At 70.8% G+C, this 18947-nt stretch carries 17 protein-coding genes; 10 read left to right on the top strand and 7 right to left on the bottom strand.

Annotated features, from left to right (window positions below):
- Positions 1-9: 9 nt before the first annotated feature.
- Complete coding sequence (locus tag AB0E88_RS13410; RefSeq protein ID WP_361628767.1) at positions 10-1068, top strand: ABC transporter ATP-binding protein; 1059 nt, start codon at positions 10-12, stop codon at positions 1066-1068.
- Entirely contained in the window at positions 1061-2209 is a 1149-nt protein-coding gene (locus AB0E88_RS13405) for a dipeptide ABC transporter ATP-binding protein (protein ID WP_361628764.1), read from the top strand. Before AB0E88_RS13410 ends, AB0E88_RS13405 begins: the two co-directional genes overlap by 8 nt.
- A 126-nt stretch (positions 2210-2335) precedes the next feature.
- Here AB0E88_RS13405 and AB0E88_RS13400 read toward each other — a convergent pair whose 3' ends face one another.
- The 6 genes from AB0E88_RS13400 to AB0E88_RS13375 all read right to left on the bottom strand — a co-directional run bounded on the left by AB0E88_RS13400 (position 2336) and on the right by AB0E88_RS13375 (position 9003).
- Complete coding sequence (locus tag AB0E88_RS13400; protein WP_361628761.1) at positions 2336-3325, bottom strand: ABC transporter ATP-binding protein; 990 nt, start codon at positions 3323-3325, stop codon at positions 2336-2338.
- Positions 3322-4332 (bottom strand): ABC transporter ATP-binding protein, encoded by a 1011-nt coding sequence (locus tag AB0E88_RS13395; RefSeq protein WP_361628758.1) that lies wholly within the window; start codon positions 4330-4332, stop codon positions 3322-3324. The genes AB0E88_RS13400 and AB0E88_RS13395 overlap by 4 nt, the downstream gene beginning before the upstream one ends.
- Positions 4329-5228 (bottom strand): ABC transporter permease, encoded by a 900-nt coding sequence (locus AB0E88_RS13390; RefSeq protein ID WP_361628755.1) that lies wholly within the window; start codon positions 5226-5228, stop codon positions 4329-4331. The genes AB0E88_RS13395 and AB0E88_RS13390 overlap by 4 nt, the downstream gene beginning before the upstream one ends.
- Positions 5225-6250 (bottom strand): ABC transporter permease, encoded by a 1026-nt coding sequence (locus tag AB0E88_RS13385; RefSeq protein ID WP_361628752.1) that lies wholly within the window; start codon positions 6248-6250, stop codon positions 5225-5227. The genes AB0E88_RS13390 and AB0E88_RS13385 overlap by 4 nt, the downstream gene beginning before the upstream one ends.
- A 3-nt stretch (positions 6251-6253) precedes the next feature.
- Positions 6254-8107 carry an ABC transporter substrate-binding protein gene (locus AB0E88_RS13380; protein ID WP_361628749.1) on the bottom strand — a complete coding sequence of 618 codons (1854 nt, stop codon included), beginning with the start codon at positions 8105-8107 and terminating at the stop codon, positions 6254-6256.
- 359 nt (positions 8108-8466) lie between these two features.
- Positions 8467-9003, bottom strand: coding sequence for a hypothetical protein (locus AB0E88_RS13375; protein ID WP_361628746.1), 537 nt, complete (start codon positions 9001-9003; stop codon positions 8467-8469).
- Between the two features lie 368 nt (positions 9004-9371).
- Here AB0E88_RS13375 and AB0E88_RS13370 point away from each other — a divergent pair, with 368 nt between their 5' ends.
- From AB0E88_RS13370 to AB0E88_RS13350, 5 genes are read left to right on the top strand one after another with little or no spacing between them, the layout of a single operon-like run.
- Entirely contained in the window at positions 9372-11006 is a 1635-nt protein-coding gene (locus tag AB0E88_RS13370; protein ID WP_361628743.1) for an ABC transporter substrate-binding protein, read from the top strand.
- A gap of 6 nt (positions 11007-11012) precedes the next feature.
- The gene (locus tag AB0E88_RS13365; RefSeq protein WP_361628740.1) at positions 11013-11936 is read left to right on the top strand and encodes an ABC transporter permease; all 924 of its coding nucleotides are present in this window, start codon (positions 11013-11015) and stop codon (positions 11934-11936) included.
- Positions 11929-12909 carry an ABC transporter permease gene (locus AB0E88_RS13360; protein ID WP_361628737.1) on the top strand — a complete coding sequence of 327 codons (981 nt, stop codon included), beginning with the start codon at positions 11929-11931 and terminating at the stop codon, positions 12907-12909. Before AB0E88_RS13365 ends, AB0E88_RS13360 begins: the two co-directional genes overlap by 8 nt.
- Before the next feature lie 7 nt (positions 12910-12916).
- On the top strand, positions 12917-13891 hold the full coding sequence (locus tag AB0E88_RS13355; RefSeq protein WP_361628734.1) for an ABC transporter ATP-binding protein: 975 nt from the start codon (positions 12917-12919) through the stop codon (positions 13889-13891).
- A complete protein-coding gene (locus tag AB0E88_RS13350) occupies positions 13884-14975 on the top strand; it encodes a dipeptide ABC transporter ATP-binding protein (RefSeq protein WP_361628731.1) in 1092 nt (363 codons plus the stop codon). The genes AB0E88_RS13355 and AB0E88_RS13350 overlap by 8 nt, the downstream gene beginning before the upstream one ends.
- A 143-nt stretch (positions 14976-15118) precedes the next feature.
- Here the strand turns inward: AB0E88_RS13350 and AB0E88_RS13345 are convergent, their stop codons facing one another.
- Entirely contained in the window at positions 15119-17230 is a 2112-nt protein-coding gene (locus tag AB0E88_RS13345) for a prolyl oligopeptidase family serine peptidase (RefSeq protein ID WP_361628728.1), read from the bottom strand.
- 156 nt (positions 17231-17386) lie between these two features.
- Between AB0E88_RS13345 and AB0E88_RS13340 the strand changes: the two genes are divergently transcribed.
- From AB0E88_RS13340 to AB0E88_RS13330, 3 genes are all read left to right on the top strand, one after another.
- Positions 17387-17581, top strand: a complete 195-nt coding sequence (locus AB0E88_RS13340) for a hypothetical protein (RefSeq protein ID WP_361628725.1) — start codon at positions 17387-17389, stop codon at positions 17579-17581.
- 79 nt (positions 17582-17660) lie between these two features.
- On the top strand, positions 17661-18530 hold the full coding sequence (gene mshB, locus AB0E88_RS13335) for an N-acetyl-1-D-myo-inositol-2-amino-2-deoxy-alpha-D-glucopyranoside deacetylase (protein ID WP_361628722.1): 870 nt from the start codon (positions 17661-17663) through the stop codon (positions 18528-18530).
- Positions 18530-18946 (top strand): DUF6113 family protein, encoded by a 417-nt coding sequence (locus AB0E88_RS13330; protein WP_361628719.1) that lies wholly within the window; start codon positions 18530-18532, stop codon positions 18944-18946. Before mshB ends, AB0E88_RS13330 begins: the two co-directional genes overlap by 1 nt.
- Position 18947: the final 1 nt, after the last annotated feature.

Below are 18947 nucleotides of genomic sequence, written 5' to 3'. Positions count from 1 at the left end.
GAGGCGTACGTGACCATCATCGAAGACACCACTTCCGTGCCCTCGCCGCGCGGCGAGGGCGCCGACGGCGGTCCGCTGCTCGAAGTGCGGGACCTGCACGTCGAGTTCCACACCCGTGAGGGCGTGGTCAAGGCCGTCAACGGCGTCAACTACAGCGTCTCCGCGGGCGAGACCCTCGCCGTGCTCGGCGAGTCCGGCTCCGGCAAGTCGGTCACCGCGCAGGCCATCATGGGCATCCTCGACATGCCGCCGGCGAAGATCCCGCAGGGCGAGATCCTCTTCCGCGGCCAGGACATGCTGAAGATGTCCGCCGAGGACCGCCGCCAGATCCGCGGCCGCCGTATCGCGATGATCTTCCAGGACGCGCTCAGCTCGCTGAACCCGGTGCTGACCGTGGGCTACCAGCTGGCCGAGATGTTCCGCATCCACCAGGGTCTGTCCAAGAAGGACGCCAAGGCCAAGTCCATCGAGCTGATGGACAAGGTCAAGATCCCGGCCGCGGCCGCCCGCGTCAACGACTACCCGCACCAGTTCTCCGGCGGTATGCGCCAGCGCATCATGATCGCCATGGCGCTGGCGCTGGAGCCGGACCTGATCATCGCCGACGAGCCGACCACGGCCCTCGACGTGACGGTCCAGGCCCAGGTCATGGACCTGCTCGCGGAGCTGCAGCGCGAGTACAACATGGGTCTGATCCTCATCACCCACGACCTCGGCGTGGTCGCCGACGTCGCGGACAAGATCGCGGTCATGTACGCGGGCCGGATCGTGGAGCGCGCCCCGGTCCACGAGCTGTACAAGCGCCCCGCGCACCCGTACACGCGGGGTCTGCTGGACTCCATCCCGCGCCTGGACCAGAAGGGCCAGGAGCTGTTCGCGATCAAGGGTCTGCCGCCCAACCTGCTGCGCATTCCGACCGGTTGCGCCTTCAACCCGCGCTGCCCCAAGGCCCAGGACATCTGCCGCGAGCAGGTCCCGGTGCTGGCGCCGGTCACCGAGCAGGACGGCACGGACCTGCCGGGCCGCGCCTCGGCCTGCCACTTCTGGAAGGAGACGCTCCATGGCTGAGCTCAGCAAGAACGACGAGCAGCCCGACGCCACGCCGAACGTCTCCGAGGTGGACGTCGTCGACGCCCACTCCGAGGAGGAGGCGGTCGCCGCGATCGAGGCGCCGGTGGAGCGCGGTGAGCCGATCCTCCAGGTGCGTGACCTGAAGAAGCACTTCCCGCTGACCCAGGGCGTCCTGTTCAAGAAGCAGATCGGCGCGGTCAAGGCCGTCGACGGTGTCTCCTTCGACCTGTACCAGGGCGAGACCCTCGGCATCGTCGGCGAGTCCGGCTGCGGCAAGTCCACGGTCGCCAAGCTCCTGATGAACCTGGAGCGCGTCACCGCGGGCGAGATCTTCTACAAGGGCCAGGACATCACCAAGCTGTCCGGGCGCGCGCTGAAGGCGGTCCGCCGCAACATCCAGATGGTGTTCCAGGACCCGTACACCTCGCTCAACCCGAGGATGACGGTCGGCGACATCATCGGTGAGCCCTTCGACATCCACCCCGAGGTGGCCCCGAAGGGCGACCGGCGCCGCAAGGTGCAGGAGCTGCTCGATGTCGTCGGTCTGAACCCGGAGTACATCAACCGCTACCCGCACCAGTTCTCCGGCGGTCAGCGCCAGCGCATCGGCATCGCCCGCGGCCTGGCCCTGAACCCCGAGATCATCATCTGCGACGAGCCGGTCTCCGCGCTGGACGTGTCCGTCCAGGCGCAGGTCGTCAACCTGATGGAGCGTCTGCAGGACGAGTTCAACCTGTCCTACATCTTCATCGCGCACGACCTGTCGATCGTCCGGCACATCTCGGACCGCGTCGGTGTGATGTACCTCGGCAAGATCGCCGAGATCGGCACGGACGAGCAGATCTACGACCACCCGACGCACCCCTACACCCAGGCGCTGCTGTCGGCGGTCCCGGTGCCGGACCCGGACGCGCGCGAGCACCGCGAGCGCATCATCCTCACCGGTGACGTGCCCTCGCCGGCCAACCCGCCGTCGGGCTGCCGCTTCCGCACCCGGTGCTGGAAGGCGCAGGACAAGTGTGCGCAGGAGGTGCCGATCCTCGCGATCCCCGAGCGGTTCAAGGGGGAGGACACGCCTGCGGCGCACGAGTCGGCTTGTCACTTCGCCGAGGAGAAGGACGTCGTCCACGCGGTGTGACTGCCGTCGGCTGAGCCGTTGTTCCCGGTGCCCCCTGTTTTCGGGGTGCCGGGAATTTCGGTTTCTTCGGGTTGTATTTCGGGTGCGGCGCCGTTGTGGCCGGTCGCGCAGTTCCCCGCGCCCCTTTCAGGTCGGCACTGCCCTCCGTGCGGACAAGTGGCAGGCCGACTGGGGCTCCCGGGCGGCGTGCAGCATCTCGGGGTCCTGTGTGCGGCACGCCTCCGCCACTCCCGCCCGTTCCGCCTGACCGCTTGCCAGGGCCGGGCATCTGGCGTGGAAGCGGCAGCCGGGTGGGATGCGGGACGGGTCCGGGGGTTCGCCGGTGAGGATCTGGGGCGTGCCCGGGGCCTCGGGGAGGACCGACAGGAGGGCCTGGGTGTAGGGGTGGCGGGGAGCCGTCAGCACCTCCTCCACCGTTCCCGTCTCCACGATCCGGCCGAGGTACATCACCGCCACCCGGTCGGCGATGTTCCAGGCCAGGCCCAGGTCGTGGGTCACCACCAGTGCCGCGAGGCCCAGTTCCGTGCGCAGGCGGAGCAGCAGGGCGAGGATCTCGCCGCGCACCGACGCGTCCAGGGACGCGACCGGCTCGTCGGCCACCAGCAGCCGGGGTTCGAGCACCAGCGCGCCCGCGATGACCACCCGCTGCCGCTGACCGCCGGACAGCTCGTGCGGGTAGCGCAGGAAGAAGCGCTCGGGGGGACGCAGGCCCGCGCGGGACAGGGCCTCCGCGACCGCCGCGCGCTCGTCCCCGGCGTGCCCGTGGATGCGCAGGCCCTCCGCCACCGCGTCGTACACCGTGTGCCGGGGGTTGAGGGAGCCGCTGGGGTCCTGGAGGACCAGCTGCACCTGGCGGCGGTGGGCGCGCAGGGCGCGGGAGGAGTAGGACAGCTCCCGTCCCTCGTACGAGATCTGTCCCGCCGTCGGTCTCACCAGGCCCAGCAGCGCGCGGGCCAGGGTCGACTTGCCGCAGCCGGACTCGCCGACGAGGGCGACGATCTCACCGGGGCGGATGTCGAGCTCCACCCCGTCGACCGCGCGGGCGGGGCCCGCCCCCCGCCGGCCGGGAAAGGTCACGTGCAGGCCCTGGGCGCCGATCAGCGGCGGTGTCGTCATGGGGTGCTCCTCGCGTTCTCGGACGGCAGGCCCCCGGCATCCGTGTCCGCGTCCGGTACGCCCGCCACGTGCACGCAGGCCGCCGCGCGGCCCGGACCGGCGTCCCGCAGGGGCTGGTCGTCGGCCGCGCACACCGCAAGGGCCACCGGGCAGCGGGCGTGGAAGGCGCAGCCGGCGGGGAGGGCGGCCGGGTCCGGCGGGTCACCGGGCAGGCCCGCCGGAGCGAACCGGGACGCCGGGTCCCCGATGCGCGGGAACGCCGCCGACAGGGCCTTCGCGTACGGGTGACGGGCCTCCTCGAAGACCGAGCGGGCCGGGCCCTCCTCGACCACCCGGCCCGCGTACATCACCGCCAGCCGGTCGCAGGTGTCGGCCAGGACGGCGAGGTCGTGGCTGATCATGATCAGGCCCAGGTCCTGGTCGGCGACCAGTTGCTCGATCAGCTTCAGGATCTGCGCCTGGATCATCACGTCCAGCGCGGTCGTCGGCTCGTCCGCGATGATCAGCCGCGGCTCGCAGGCCAGCGCCATGGCGATCATCACGCGCTGGCGCTGACCGCCGGACAGCTCGTGCGGGAAGGCCGAGGCGCGCGCGGCCGGCAGCCCCACGTGTTCCAGCAGCTCCCCGGCCCGTTTCCGGGCGGCGGCGGGGGTGGCCCGGCCGTGCAGCAGGATCGGCTCGGCGATCTGGTCGCCGACCCGGTGCACGGGGTTCAGGGAGTGCATCGCGCCCTGGAACACGATCGACGCCCCCGCCCAGCGCACCGCGCGCAGCCGCCCCCAGCGCATGCCGAGCACGTCCTCGCCGTCCAGCGCGATCCGGCCGGTGATCCGCGTGCCCGCCGGCAGCAGCCGCAGCAGCGCGAGGGCGAGGGTGGACTTGCCGCAGCCCGACTCGCCCGCGACGCCGAGCTTCTGTCCGGCCTCCAGGGTGAGGTCCACGCCGCGTACGGCGGCCGCCCCGCCCGCGTAGGTCACCGACAGGTCCCGCACCTCCAGCAGCGTCATCGCGCCACCCCCAGCCTGGGATTGAGGACGGCCTCGACGGCCCGTCCGCACAGCGTGAACGCCAGCGCCACCCCCGCGATCGCGAGGCCGGGCGGCACCAGGTACCACCAGTCGCCCGAGCTGACCGCGCCCGCCTCCCGCGCCTCCTGGAGCATCCCGCCCCAGGACACCACGGTCGGGTCGCCGAGCCCGAGGAAGGCGAGGGTGGCCTCGGCGAGGATGGAGGAGGAGATCATCAGCGTGGTCTGCGCCAGCACCAGCGGCATCACATTGGGCAGCACGTGCCGGGTCATGATGTGCCAGTGCCCGCCGCCGAGCGCCTTCGCCCGTTCGATGTACGGCCGTGACTCCACCGCGAGGGTCTGCGCCCGCACCAGCCGGGCGGTCGTCGGCCAGGTGGTGACGCCGATCGCCAGCACGACCGTGCCGAGCGAGCGGGACATCACGGTGGCCAGCGCGATGGCCAGCACCAGCGTCGGCATCACCAGGAACCAGTCCGTGACCCGCATCAGCACGGTGGCGTACGCGCCCCGGAAGTGCCCGGCGGTGATGCCCACGACCGCGCCGATCGCCACCGACAGCACCGCCGCCAGCAGGCCCACCAGCAACGACACCCGCGAGCCCCACACCAGCAGGCCCAGCAGGTCGCGGCCGAAGCGGTCGGTGCCCAGCCAGAACTGACCGCTCGGGCTCTCCAGCGGGCGGCCCGGAGCGCCGGTCACGCTCGCCACGTCCGGGCCGACCGTCAGCGGCGCGCTCAGCGCGAGCAGGGCGAGGAGGGTGAGCGCCACCAGGCCCACCAGGCCCGCGCGGTGGGTGCGGTACCGGCGCCAGAAGCCCGCTGCGGCGAGCCGCCGGCGCTGCCGGGCGAGCCCGGTCGCGGTGGAGGTGCTCATGTCCGTCCCACTCTCGGGTCGAGCAGCGGATAGACCAGGTCGGCCAGGGTGTTCATGACGATCACCGCCGCGGCGAAGAACAGGAACAGGCCCTGCACCAGGGGCAGGTCGGGCACGCTGAGCGCCTGATAGAACAGGCCGCCGAGGCCGGGCCAGGAGAAGACCGTCTCGACCAGGATCACGCCGGCGACGGTCCGGCCGAGGTTGACGAAGACGAGCGTGACGGTCGGCAGCAGCGCGTTGGGCACCGCGTGCCGGCGCCGCACCAGGTCGTCGCGCAGCCCCTTGGCCCGCGCGGTCGTCAGATAGTCGCTGCCCATCTCGTCCAGCAGTGCCGAGCGCGTCACGAGCAGGGTCTGGCCGTACTCGACGGCGACCAGGGTGAGCACCGGCAGGATCAGGTGGTGGGCGACGTCGAGGACGTACGCGAAGCCCTCCTTGCCGCCGGTCTCCATGCCGCCGGTGGGGAAGAGCCCGGGGAGCGGGCCGATGCCGACCGACAGCACGATGATGAGCAGCAGGCCCAGCCAGAAGGACGGCACGGAGTACAGGGTCAGGGCCAGCCCGGTGTGGAAGCGGTCGCCGAGGCTGCCGCGCCGCCAGGCCGCCCGGGTGCCGAGGAGGACACCGAGCAGGGTGTAGAGGACGAACCCGGTGCCGGTGAGCAGCAGGGTGTGGGGCAGCGCCTCGGTGATCTTGTCGAGGACGGGGGCGCGGAACTGGTAGGAGGTGCCGAGGTCGCCGGTGAGGGCCTTGCCGCAGTAGTCCGTGAACTGCTGCCACAGCGGCAGGTCGAGCCCGAACTCCCGGCGGTAGGCGGCCAGTTGCTCGGCGGAGACGGGGCGGCCGCCGGTCATCGTGCGGACCGGGTCGCCCGGGATGAGGCGGAACAGGAAGAAGCCGGTGACGAGCACGGCCAGCAGCGAGACGGCGGCGCCGGCCAGCTTGCCGGCCCCGTAGCGCAGGTACGGGACCGGCGAGGTGCGCCGGACGGCGGCGGTGGGGAGGGTGGTGGCGGTCATGGGCTACTCGCGGTCCTCGGCGGTGGAGCGGCGGCGCAGGGCGAGGAAGCCGGCGGCGCCCGCGAGGACGACGACGCCCGCGACGATGCCGACGACGACGCCGGTGGAGCTGCCCGAGCCGGAGGAGCCGTCCGAGGCGGCGGGCTCCGCCGACCACCAGCTCCAGTAGCCGTCCTGGCCGTAGATGTTGCCCGCCGCCTTCGGCATCGTCTCGATCGAGGCGATCTGGTCGGTGCGGTAGGCCTCCATCGCGTTCGGGTACGCCATGACGTTCATGTACCCGGTGTCGTACAGCCGCGACTCCATCTGCCGGACCAGGTCCGCCCGCTTGGCCGGGTCGTACTCGGCGAGCTGACGGGCGTACAGGTCGTCGAACTGCTTGTCGCAGATGAAGTTGTCGGTCGCGCCCGTCTTCTTCGGGTCGGCGGGCAGGGCGGCACAGGTGTGGATGGACAGCACGAAGTCCGGGTCGGGGTTGACCGACCAGCCGTCGAAGGCGAGGTCGTAGGTGCCGGCGAGCCAGGGGTCGCTGACGTTGTCCAGGCAGTCGAGGCGGACACCGATGCCGAGCTTGCCCCACCACTCCTTCAGGTACTGGCCGACGGCCTTGTCGTTGGGGTCGGTGGCGTGGCACAGCAGGCGGTAGGTGAGCGGCTTGCCGTCCTTGCCGACGCGCTGCCCGGAGCCGTTCTTCCGGTAGCCGGCCTGGTCGAGGAGCCGGCCGGCCTTCGCCGGGTCGTACGCCAGTTCCTGTGCGCCGGACGGCTTCCAGAAGTACGTGGCGAAGCGCGGGGGGATGTAGCCGGCGCCCTCGACGGCGTGGCCCTGGAAGACCTTGTCGATGAGCGTCCTGCGGTCGACGGCGAGGAACAGCGCCTGCCGCACCCGTTGGTCCAGCAGCGAGGGGTTGCCGTCACCGAAGCGGGTGCCGTCCTTGGCGCGGGCGCCGGGGTTGACGGCGAGCGCGTAGAAGCGGCGGCCTGGGGCGTCGTTGACCTTCACGTCGCGCTGGTTCTTCAGGGCGGCGGCCTGGGCGGGGGTGAGGTTGCCGACGAAGGACACCTCGCCCTTCTGCAGGGCGGCGACGGCGGCGTCACCGTCCTTGTAGTACTTGAAGACCAGCTCGTCGAACTTGGGGGCGCCGCGCCAGAACCTCTTGTTGGCCTTGAGCCGTACGTAGCTGTCGGGCCGGTAGTCGGCGAGGACGAACGGGCCGTCGCCGACGACGGGGAAGGTCTTGTCGTTGTTGAACTTGGAGAAGTCGCCGACCTTCTCCCAGATGTGCTTGGGCACGATCGGCACGTCGAGCGCCGTCATGGTGGCCTGCGGCTTCTTCAGCTCGATGACCAGCCGGGTGGGACTCGGGGCGGTCACCTTGCGGAAGTTGGTGACGAAGCTGCCGTTGGCGGTGGCGGCGGACTCGTCGGTCATCATCTTGGTGAACGTCCAGGCCGCGTCCTCGGCGGTCACCTTCTGCCCGTCGGACCAGGTGGCGTCGGAGCGGATGGTGTAGGTCCAGGTGAGCTTGTCGGCCGAGGGCGCCCACCGGGTGGCGAGGCCCGGGACCGCGTGGGCGTCGCCGGGGTCGTAGTCGGTGAGGTACTCGTACATCAGCCGGTTGATGCTGGTGGAGAGCAGGCGGGTGGCGAGGAAGGGGCTGAGCGAGTCGACGCTCTGCGCGACGGCGACGGTGAGCACCTTGGGGCCGCCGTCCGCCGCCGCGGCCTGCGCGGGCGCGGGGGCGAGGGGGGTGGCGAGGGCGGCGGTCAGGGCCAGCGCGGCGGTGCCGGCCGCGGCGGCGAGGCGGGTGGTGGTGGGGCGCGCTCTTACGGGTCCGTGCTGATCGTTCGTCTTCATGGAACGTGACCTCGCGTCGTCGCTCGCTGGGGAGACGGCAGTGTCCGGAAGTGGCCGTTCGCTCAGGGACAGCTGTGTCTGATCGTGGCCGCTCACCCGGGGACGGCTGTGTCTATCAGTGGCTGTCTGCGCACGTCAACGGTCCGTCAAACCCCTTGCCGCCTGCGAAAACGGCGTTCGGGGGATCTTCTGTGCACCCCATTGGTCCAGTCCACTGAAGCGCCCCAGGTGAAGCCCTGGCGGCCCTTCGGGGGACGGGTGGAAAACGCGGAGCCCCGCCGGACAGGGTCCGACGGGGCGGGGCGGAACCGGCGCCCTCCGTCCGTGCCGGTTCTCTCAGCGCTGCTGGGCGGGCACGGTCACCCGTACTGGATGCCCCACAGGTTGTTGTTGCGCTTGGCGGGCGCCACGATGCCCGTCTTCTTCCAGATCTTGTGCTTCACGCACTGCTGCTGCCCGTTGGGCTCCAGGCGGTACTTGGTGACGCTGAAGCCCTTGGCCTCGTGATACATCATCAGACGGCCCTTGGTCTTGCCGGGCTTCTTCTCCACCTTCGCCGAGTAGGTCCAGGTGTCCGACTTCGACCAGGTCTTGCCGACCGAGACGCTGAAGGAGGTCGACGCCTTGGCGAAGATCACGCCGGCCTCGGTGCCCAGGGTGGCCGTGCCGGTGGCGGTCCAGCTGCCGGTCTTGTTCTTGGCGTAGCTGATGGTCACGCCCGGCCGTGCCCAGTCGCTGTGCACGTTGGTCGGCTCCCACACCGTCTTCTTGTCGGAGATGGTGTAGATGGGGTTGTCGTCGCACCGGACCCCGGCGGCCGCCGTGGGGGCCGAGACGACCACCGCACCGCAGCCGAGCAGCGCGGTCGACAGGGCCGCGCTCATCACACGCTTCATGGATCGCCTTTCAGGCACAGGGGATCGGACGCCGCGTACGCGGCGCGCCGACTTGAAGTGGGCAGGACAGATACTTCACTCAACTCCCCTGTGCGCAAAGCGATCTGAGTGACTCTTGAGCTTCCAGTTGAGGTCCCGGTGGCCTCCGGCGCGGCGGAGGCGAGGGCTCCGGTGCGTCCGCGCGCGGTCGCCCCCCGGCAGGTCCCCGCAGCGCCGCGCATGCACCCGGACGGGCGACCCGTACCCCGGACGGATGGCGTGAATATGAGGTATGTGGCATTCAGGCGGATAGTGGCCGTAACGATCAGCGCCCGGCGCCGGCGGCACCGCGTCGCCCGGTCAGGGGCGCAGGGACGAGGAGGCACTCCATGCGCGGAGCCACGCACGCCACCTGGGCCGCCTGCGCGGCCGCGGTAGTCCTCGCGGCGACGGGCTGCGGAAGCGGGGGAGACAGCGGCAGCGGTGGCGGCAACGGCGGCGGCGTCCTCAGCTCCTCCTGGGGCGACCCGCAGAACCCGCTGGAGCCCGCCAACACCAACGAGGTGCAGGGCGGCAAGGTCCTCGACATGATCGTCCGCGGCCTGAAGCGGTACAACCCGCACACCGGCAAGGCCGAGGACATGCTCGCCCAGTCGATCCAGACCTCCGACTCCCAGAACTTCAGGATCACCATCAAGCCCGGCTGGACGTTCTCCAACGGCGAGAAGGTCACCGCCAAGTCCTTCGTCGACGCCTGGAACTACGGCGCGAGCCTGAAGAACAACCAGAAGAACGCCTACTTCTTCGGCTACATCGACGGCTACGCCAAGGTCCACCCCGACACCGGCAAGCAGACCGCCGACACCCTGTCCGGGCTGAAGGTCGTCAACGACACGACGTTCACCGTCAAGCTCAGCCAGAAGTTCTCCACCTTCCCCGACACCCTCGGCTACCCGGCCTTCGCCCCGCTGCCGCAGACGTTCTTCACCGACCACGCCGGCTGGATCAAGAAGCCGGTCGGCAACGGCCCGTACACCATCCAGTCGTACGCCAAGGGCTCGCAGATGTCGCTGCGCAAGTGGGACGGCTACCCGGGCACGGACAAGGCGCAGAACGGCGGCGTCGACCTGAAGGTCTACACCGACAACAACACCGCCTACACCGACCTGATGGCCGGCAACCTCGACCTGGTCGACGACGTCCCGGCCGCGCAGCTGAAGAACGTCAAGAACGACCTCGGCGACCGCTACCTCAACACCCCGGCCGGCATCATCCAGACCCTGGCGTTCCCCTTCTACGACGCGAAGTGGAACAAGCCGAACTCCGAAAAGCTCCGCCAGGGCCTGTCGATGGCCATCAACCGCAAGCAGATCACCGACACGATCTTCGCGAAGACCCGCACCCCCGCCACCGACTGGACCTCACCCGTCCTCGGCGCGGCGGGCGGCTACAAGCCCGGCCTGTGCGGCAAGTTCTGCGACTACGACCCGGCCGAGGCCAAGAAGTACGTCCAGCAGGGCGGCGGCATCCCCGGCGGCCAGGTGAAGATCAGCTACAACGCCGACACCGGCTCCCACAAGCAGTGGGTCGACGCCGTGTGCAACTCCATCAACAACGCCCTCGGCAACACCAAGGCATGCGTCGGCAACCCGGTCGGCACCTTCGCCGACTTCCGCAACCAGATCACGCAGAAGAAGATGAGCGGCCCCTTCCGCGCCGGCTGGCAGATGGACTACCCGCTCATCCAGAACTTCCTGCAGCCGCTGTACTACACCAACGCCTCCTCCAACGACGGGCACTGGTCCAACAAGCAGTTCGACGGCCTGGTCGACAAGGCCAACCAGGAGACCGACACCGCCAAGGCCGTCGGCCTGTTCCAGCAGGCCGAGGGGGTCGTCCGGGACAACATGGCCGCGATCCCGCTGTGGTACCAGAACGGCAGCGCCGGCTGGTCGGACCGCCTGTCCAACGTGACGCTGAACCCGTTCAGCGTGCCCGTGTACAACGAGATCAAGGTGAGCTGACCGGTCATGGGACGCTACGTCGTCCGGCGTCTGCTCCAGATGATCCCGGTCTTCATCGGGGCGACGCTGCTGATCTTCCTGATGGTGAACGTGATGGGCGACCCCATCGCGGGACTGTGCGGCGAGCGGCAGTGCGACCCGGCCACCGCCGCCCAGCTGAAGAAGGAGTTCGGGCTCGACAAGCCGGTCTGGCAGCAATACCTGACCTACATGGGGAACGTCTTCACCGGCGACTTCGGTACGGCGTTCAACGGCCAGAAGGTCACCGAGCTGATGGGCACGGCGTTCCCCGTCACCATCCGGCTCACCGTCGTCGCGATCATCTTCGAGATCGTCATCGGCATCACCCTCGGCGTCGTCACCGGTCTGCGCCGCGGCCGGCCCGTCGACACCGGGGTGCTGCTCGCGACGCTCGTGGTGATCTCCGTGCCCACCTTCGTCACCGGCCTGCTGCTCCAGCTGCTGCTGGGCGTGCAGTGGGGCTGGATCCGCCCCTCGGTGTCCTCCGAGGCGCCCTTCAACGAGCTGATCGTGCCCGGCCTGGTGCTGGCGTCCGTGTCCCTGGCCTACGTCACCCGGCTCACCCGCACCTCCATCGCGGAGAACCGGCGCTCGGACTATGTGCGCACCGCCGTCGCCAAGGGCCTGCCGCGGCGCCGGGTCGTCGTCCGGCACCTGCTGCGCAACTCCCTCATCCCCGTCGTCACCTTCATCGGCACCGACATCGGCGCCCTCATGGGCGGAGCGATCGTCACCGAGCGCATCTTCAACATCCACGGCGTCGGCTACCAGCTCTACCAGGGCATCCTGCGGCAGAACACCCAGACCGTCGTGGGGTTCGTGACCGTCCTCGTCCTGGTCTTCCTGGTCGCCAACCTGCTGGTCGACCTGCTCTACGCCGTACTCGACCCGAGGATCCGCTATGCCTGAGCAGCCCTACGAGCCCGAGGGCGCCATCGCCGGCACCGGCATGGGCGGCGCGATGGACCTCGCGGCCAGCGAAGCGACGACCCTGGAGAAGACCCCGGGCGGGCCCGAGGGCACCGGGCCGCAGGCCAAGCCCCGCTCCCTGTGGTCCGACGCCTGGCGCGACCTGCGCCGCAACCCGGTGTTCCTGATCTCCGGGCTCGTCATCCTCTTCCTGGTCTTCATCTCCCTGTGGCCGTCGGCCATCGCCTCCGGCTCCCCCCTCAAGTGCGACCTCGCCAAGGCCCAGCAGGGCTCCTCGGCCGGCCACCCCTTCGGCTACGACGGCCAGGGCTGCGACGTGTACACACGGACCGTGTACGGCGCCCGTACGTCGGTGACGGTCGGCGTGTGCGCCACGCTCGGCGTCGCCCTGCTCGGCAGCGTGCTGGGCGGGCTCGCCGGGTACTTCGGCGGCGTCTGGGACTCGGTCCTGTCCCGGATCACCGACATCTTCTTCGCGATCCCCGTCGTGCTCGGCGGTCTGGTGCTGCTGTCCGTGGTCACCAGCAACACCGTCTGGCCGGTCGTCGGCTTCATCGTGCTGCTGGGCTGGCCACAGATCTCCCGCATCGCGCGCGGCTCCGTCATCACCGCCAAGCAGAACGACTACGTACAGGCCGCCCGCGCGCTCGGCGGCTCCAGCTCCCGCATCCTGCTGCGGCACATCACGCCCAACGCGGTCGCGCCGGTGATCGTCGTGGCGACCATCGCGCTCGGCACCTACATCGCGCTCGAGGCCACCCTGTCCTTCCTCGGCGTCGGCCTGAAACCGCCCAGCGTGTCCTGGGGCATCGACATCTCCGCCGCCGCCCCCTACGTCCGCAACGCCCCGCACGCCCTGCTGTGGCCCTCCGGAGCCCTGGCCGTCACCGTCCTGGCCTTCATCATGCTCGGCGACGCGGTCCGCGACGCCCTCGATCCGAAGCTGAGGTGAGTCGCCCGTGCTGCTCGAAGTGCGTGACCTGCACGTGGAGTTCCGGACGCGCGACGGGGTCGCCAAGGCCGTCAACGGCGTCACCTACGCCGTGGACGCCGGGGAGACGCTCGCCGTGCTCGGCGAGTCCGGCTCCGGCAAGTCGGTCACCGCGCAGACCGTCATGGGCATCCTCGACATGCCGCCGGGCCGGATCACCGGCGGCGAGATCCTCTTCCAGGGCCAGGACCTGCTGAAGCTGAAGGAGGACCAGCGGCGCAAGATCCGCGGCGCCGGGATGGCGATGATCTTCCAGGACGCCCTCAGCTCCCTCAACCCGGTGATGACGGTCGGCGACCAGCTCGGCGAGATGTTCGTCGTGCACCGCGGGATGACGAACAAGGACGCCCGCGCCAAGGCCGTGGAGCTGATGGAACGGGTGCGCATCCCGGCCGCCAAGGAGCGGGTGCGCCAGTACCCGCACCAGTTCTCCGGCGGCATGCGCCAGCGCATCATGATCGCCATGGCGCTGGCCCTGGAACCCGCGCTCATCATCGCCGACGAACCCACCACGGCCCTCGACGTGACGGTCCAGGCCCAGGTGATGGAACTGCTCGCCGACCTCCAGCGCGAGTACAACATGGGCCTGATCCTCATCACCCACGACCTCGGTGTGGTCGCCGACGTCGCCGACCGGATCGCCGTGATGTACGCCGGCCGCATCGTGGAGTCGGCGCCGGTGCACGACATCTACAAGGCGCCCGCCCACCCGTACACCCGCGGCCTGCTGGACTCGATCCCGCGGCTGGACCAGAAGGGCCAGGAGCTGTACGCCATCAAGGGCCTGCCGCCCAACCTCATGAACATCCCGCCCGGCTGCGCCTTCCACCCGCGCTGCCCCATGGCCCGGGACGTGTGCCGCACGGACGTGCCGCCGCTGTACGAGGTGTCCGAAGAGCGCGGCAGCGCCTGCCACTTCTGGAGGGAGTGCCTGCATGGCTGAGCCGATCCTCGAGGTGAGCGGGCTGGTCAAGCACTACCCGCTCACCCAGGGCATCCTGTTCAAGAAGCAGGTCGGCGCGGTGAAGGCCGTCGACGGCGTCGACTTCTCGCTCGGCCGCGGCGAGACCCTCGGCATCGTCGGCGAGTCCGGCTGCGGCAAGTCCACGGTCGCCAAGATGCTGGTCAACCTGGAACGGCCGACGGCCGGGTCGATCCGCTACAAGGGCGAGGACGTCACCAAGCTGTCCGGGCGCGCGCTGAAGGCGGTCCGCCGCAACATCCAGATGGTCTTCCAGGACCCGTACACCTCGCTCAACCCCCGCATGACGGTCGGCGACATCATCGGCGAACCGTACGAGATCCACCCCGAGGTCGCGCCCAAGGGCGACCGGCGCCGCAAGGTGCAGGACCTGCTGGACGTCGTCGGTCTGAACCCGGAGTACATCAACCGCTACCCGCACCAGTTCTCCGGCGGCCAGCGCCAGCGCATCGGCATCGCCCGGGGACTGGCGCTGCGCCCGGAGGTGATCGTCGCCGACGAACCGGTCTCGGCGCTGGACGTGTCGGTGCAGGCGCAGGTCATCAACCTGATGGACCGCCTGCAGAGCGAGTTCGACCTCTCCTACGTCTTCATCGCGCACGACCTGTCGATCGTCCGGCACATCTCGGACCGGGTCGGCGTGATGTACCTGGGCCGGATCGTCGAGATCGGCACGGACGAGGAGATCTACGACCACCCCACGCACCCCTACACCCAGGCGCTGCTGTCCGCGGTCCCGGTCCCCGACCCCGAGGCCCGTGAGCACCGCGAGCGCATCATCCTCGCCGGTGACGTCCCGTCCCCGACGAACATCCCCTCCGGCTGCCGCTTCCGCACCCGCTGCTTCAAGGCCCGTGAGCGCTGCGCCCTGGAGGTGCCGCTCCTCACGATCCCGCCCCATCTGCCCGGCGGCCGGGCCGCCCACCCCTCGGCCTGTCACTTCGCCGAGGAGAAGCACGTCGTCCCCGTGGAGGACCGCCCCGGCCGCCCGCCCGAGGTGCCCTCCGAGCGGCGCCCGCCGCAACAGGGAGACGGGCCGGGGTGACATGGCTGTCGCCCCGGCCCGCTCACGGCACCCGCACGGCCGTACGCTGATCAGTCTCCCGTGTCCGTATATCGGTGCCGCTTCCGCGAAGTTGCCTGTGCGTTAACGGAGTTCGGGGCTGTCCGTGCCGTGCGCCGCCGACCCTATGCGAGGGCCCGGCGGAGGAAGTCCACCTGGAGCAGGAGCAGGTTCTCCGCGACCTGTTCCTGCGGGGTCATGTGGGTCACCCCGGACAGGGGGAGCACCTCGTGCGGGCGCCCCGCCGCCAGCAGCGCCGAGGACAGGCGCAGCGAGTGGGCGACCACGACGTTGTCGTCGGCGAGGCCGTGGATCACCATCAGCGGGCGGTGCGGCTCGGCCGGGGAGACCAGGCCGGCGTCGTCCACCAGGGAGCTGTGCGCGTACGGCGCCGGGTCCGCGCCCGGGTCGCCGAGGTAGCGCTCGGTGTAGTGCGTGTCGTACAGCCGCCAGTCCGTGACCGGGGCGCCCGCGATGCCGGCGCGGAAGACGTCCGGGCGGCGCAGCACGGCGAGCGCCGAGAGGTAACCGCCGTAGGACCAGCCGCGGACGGCGACCCGGGTCAGGTCCAGCGGGTAGCGCTGGGCCAGGTCGTGCAGCGCCTCGATCTGGTCGTCCAGGGTCACCGTGAAGTCGCGGTGGACGGCCTTCTCCCAGGCCGGCGAGCGCCCCGGCGTGCCCCGGCCGTCGGCCACGACGACGGCGAAGCCCTGGTCGGCGAACCACTGCGAGGTCAGATGCGCGTTGTGCGCGGCGGCCACCCGCTGACCGTGCGGGCCACCGTAGGGGTCGAGGAGTACCGGCAGGGGGGTGTCACCGGGGTAGTCCGTAGGCATAAGCACGGCGCACGGGATCCTTCGTGCGCCCCCCTCGGTGAGCGTCACGCGCGGGGACAGACCGGGATCTTCCGCGAAAGAGGGGACCGTCGCCACCGGCTTGCCATCCCGCAGCACCTGTACCCGCGCGCCGGGCCGGTCGAGCGTCGCCGACACCAGGACGGTCACGCCCCCGGCGCGCACCGCCGAGTGCACGCCGGGCTCCTGCGAGACGCGCTCCCAGCCCAGCTCGTTCACCCGGTAGACGTGCACCTCGCCGGTCTCCGGTGCCTCCGCCTCCTCGCCCGCGGAGGCGGAGACCAGGACGTCCTCGTCGGCGACGTCGAGCACCGCCCGGACGTGCAACTGCGCGTTGGTCAGCGGGCGTTCGCCGACCGCGAGGACCCGCGCCCCGCCCTCGTCCGCGATGCGGACCAGCCGTCCGGAGGGCGACCAGGCCGGCACCCCGGCGAAAAGTTCCAGCCAAATCGGATCTTCATCCGCGTGCACCATCCGGGTCGCCCCGGTGTCCGGGTCCACCGCCAGATACAGCTGGCTGCGCTGGTCCCGCGCCTGCACCAGCAGCAGCGGCGCCCCCGCCGCTGACCAGTGCACTCGCGCCAGATACGGGTAGCGCGCCCGGTCCCAGGAGACCTCCGTGCGCACCCCGTCGAGCCCGACCACGAACAGCCGTACCTCGGCGTTCGCCGTCCCCGCCGCCGGATAGCCGACATGATGTGGCTCACGTTCCGGATGGGCCGGGTCGGCGATCCACCAGCGCCGCACCGGCGTGTCGTCCACGCGCGCCACCAGCAGCCGGTCCGACTGCGGCGACCACCAAAAACCCCGCGAACGCGACATCTCCTCGGCGGCGATGAACTCGGCCAGCCCCCAGCTCACCCCCTCGGACTCCGCTTCCGCCAGCGCCCGGTCGTCCTCGCCCTCCGCGCCGACCACCCGCAGGGCGCCCCCGGCGGCGTAGGCGACATGGCGTCCGTCGGGGGAGGGGCGCGGATCGATCACCGGTCCCGGAACGGACAGTTCCCGTGCCGTGCCGGCCCGCAGCTCGGCCGTGAAGAGCCGCCCCGACAACGCGAAAGAGGCCAGCTCGACGGCCGCGTCGGTGGCGTAGCCGACGATGCCGGCGCCGCCCTCCCGGCTGCGTTCGCGACGCGCCCGCTCCTCGGGCGACAGGTCCTCCAGGGCCCCGCCGAGCAGGGCGTACGGATCGGCCGCCAGGCGCTCGGCGCCGTCGGCCACGTCGAGCACCCACAGCGCGCCGGCCCGGTCGGTACCGGAGGACGACCGCAGGAACACGACACGGGAACCGTCGGGCGCGACGGTGAACGAACGCGGCGCGCCGAGGGTGAAGCGCTGGGTGCGGGCATGCCGCCGCGGGAAGGAGTCAGGCTCGCTCGTCATGCCCCGACCATATTGGCCATGAGCCCCCTTGTGCGCCCGTGCGCCGAGCCATGCACGAGTACGTATAGCTATGATCACTAACGCTGTGTGGGTATGAACCTGTCGGCAATTGCATGGAATGACAAGGTGCCCTGCTCTGTCTGGAGGTGAACCGCCGTGGCACTCTCGATTTCGGCGGTGGTGCTGCTGGCGATCATCGTCTTTCTGCTGATCAAGAAGTCCGGGCTGAAGGCGGGGCACGCGATCGTCTGCATGCTGCTCGGCTTCTATCTCGCGTCGTCCACGGTCGCGCCCACCATCAGCGACCTGACGTCGAACATCGCGGGAATGATCGGCAGCATCAAGTTCTGAGCCGCCGTACCATCCCTCCGGGCCGCCCGGCCCGGGGGTTTCGCGGGCCGTCATGGGCCGCCACCCTTAGGGTGGCCCCATGACCGCTCTGCCCTCCCGACGTCTGCTGCTGGTGCACGCGCACCCGGACGACGAGTCGATCAACAACGGCGCCACCATGGCCAAGTACGCCGCCGAGGGCGCCCGGGTCACGCTGGTGACCTGCACCCTCGGTGAGCGCGGCGAGGTCATCCCGCCCGAGCTGCGGCATCTGACCGGCGCCGCGCTGGGCCGGCACCGGCTGGGCGAGCTGACCGCCGCCATGCGCGAACTCGGCGTCGAGGACCACCGGCTGCTCGGCGGCCCCGGGCGCTACGCCGACTCCGGGATGATGGGCCTGCCCGACAACGACGACCCCGCCTGCTTCTGGCAGGCCGACGTCGACGAGGCCGCCGGACACCTCGTTCAGGTGATCCTCGAGGTACGGCCCCAGGTCCTCGTCACCTACGACGCCGACGGCGGCTACGGCCACCCCGACCACATCCAGACCCACCGCGTCGCCATGCGTGCCGCCGAACTCGCCGCCGACGCCGGCTGGCGCATCCCCAGGATCTACTGGAACCGGGTGCCGCGCACGGTCGCCGACGACGCCTTCGCCCGCCTCCAGCAGGAGCTGCCGGGGCTGCCGTTCGCCAAGACGGCCACCGTCGACGACGTGCCCGGTGTCGTCGCCGACGACCGGGTGACCACCGCCGTCGACGGCAGCGCCCACGTTGCCGCCAAGGCCGCCGCGATGGCCGCGCACGCCACCCAGATCGAGGTCGCCCCCGGGCAGCCGTACTTCGTGCTCTCCAACGAGCTGGCGCAGCCGCTGTTCACCACCGAGTACTACGAGTTGGTGCAGGGCGAGCCGGGAGAGCAGGGGAGCGCCTTGGAGAGCGACCTGTTCGCCGGGGTCGGGGAGGCGTGATGGAGCAGCGCGGATCCGGTTCCCTGCTCGCCCAGCCGCTGCGGCCGCCGTCCCCCGGGCGGGCCGCCGCCTGCCTGGGCCTGTTCGTGCTCGGCGGGGTCGTCGCCGTGGCCGGGGCGCTGGTGCAGGCCGGCTGGTTCCCGGGCGGGCTGCTGCTGGCCCTCGCCGGAGCGGCGGGACTCTTCCTCGGCGGCGCGCGCGCCCTGGGCAGCCGGGCCGGGGCCGTCGCCCCCGTCGCCGGCTGGATGATCACCGTCGTCCTCCTCACCACCAGCCGCCCGGAAGGTGACTTCCTGTTCGGCGCCGGCGGCGGGTCGTATCTCTTCCTGCTCGGCGGCATGGCCGTGGCTGTGATCTGCGCCACGCTGGGTGCGGGGCGGCCACCCGGTGCGCACCCCGCCCGACTTGGCAAGTGAC

Origin of the sequence: Streptomyces sp. NPDC028635 (assembly GCF_040637635.1) — a bacterium.
Lineage (GTDB): Bacteria > Actinomycetota > Actinomycetes > Streptomycetales > Streptomycetaceae > Streptomyces.
The sequence above is the reverse complement of the archived record's forward strand: the minus strand, read 5'-3'. Positions and strand labels throughout refer to the sequence as shown.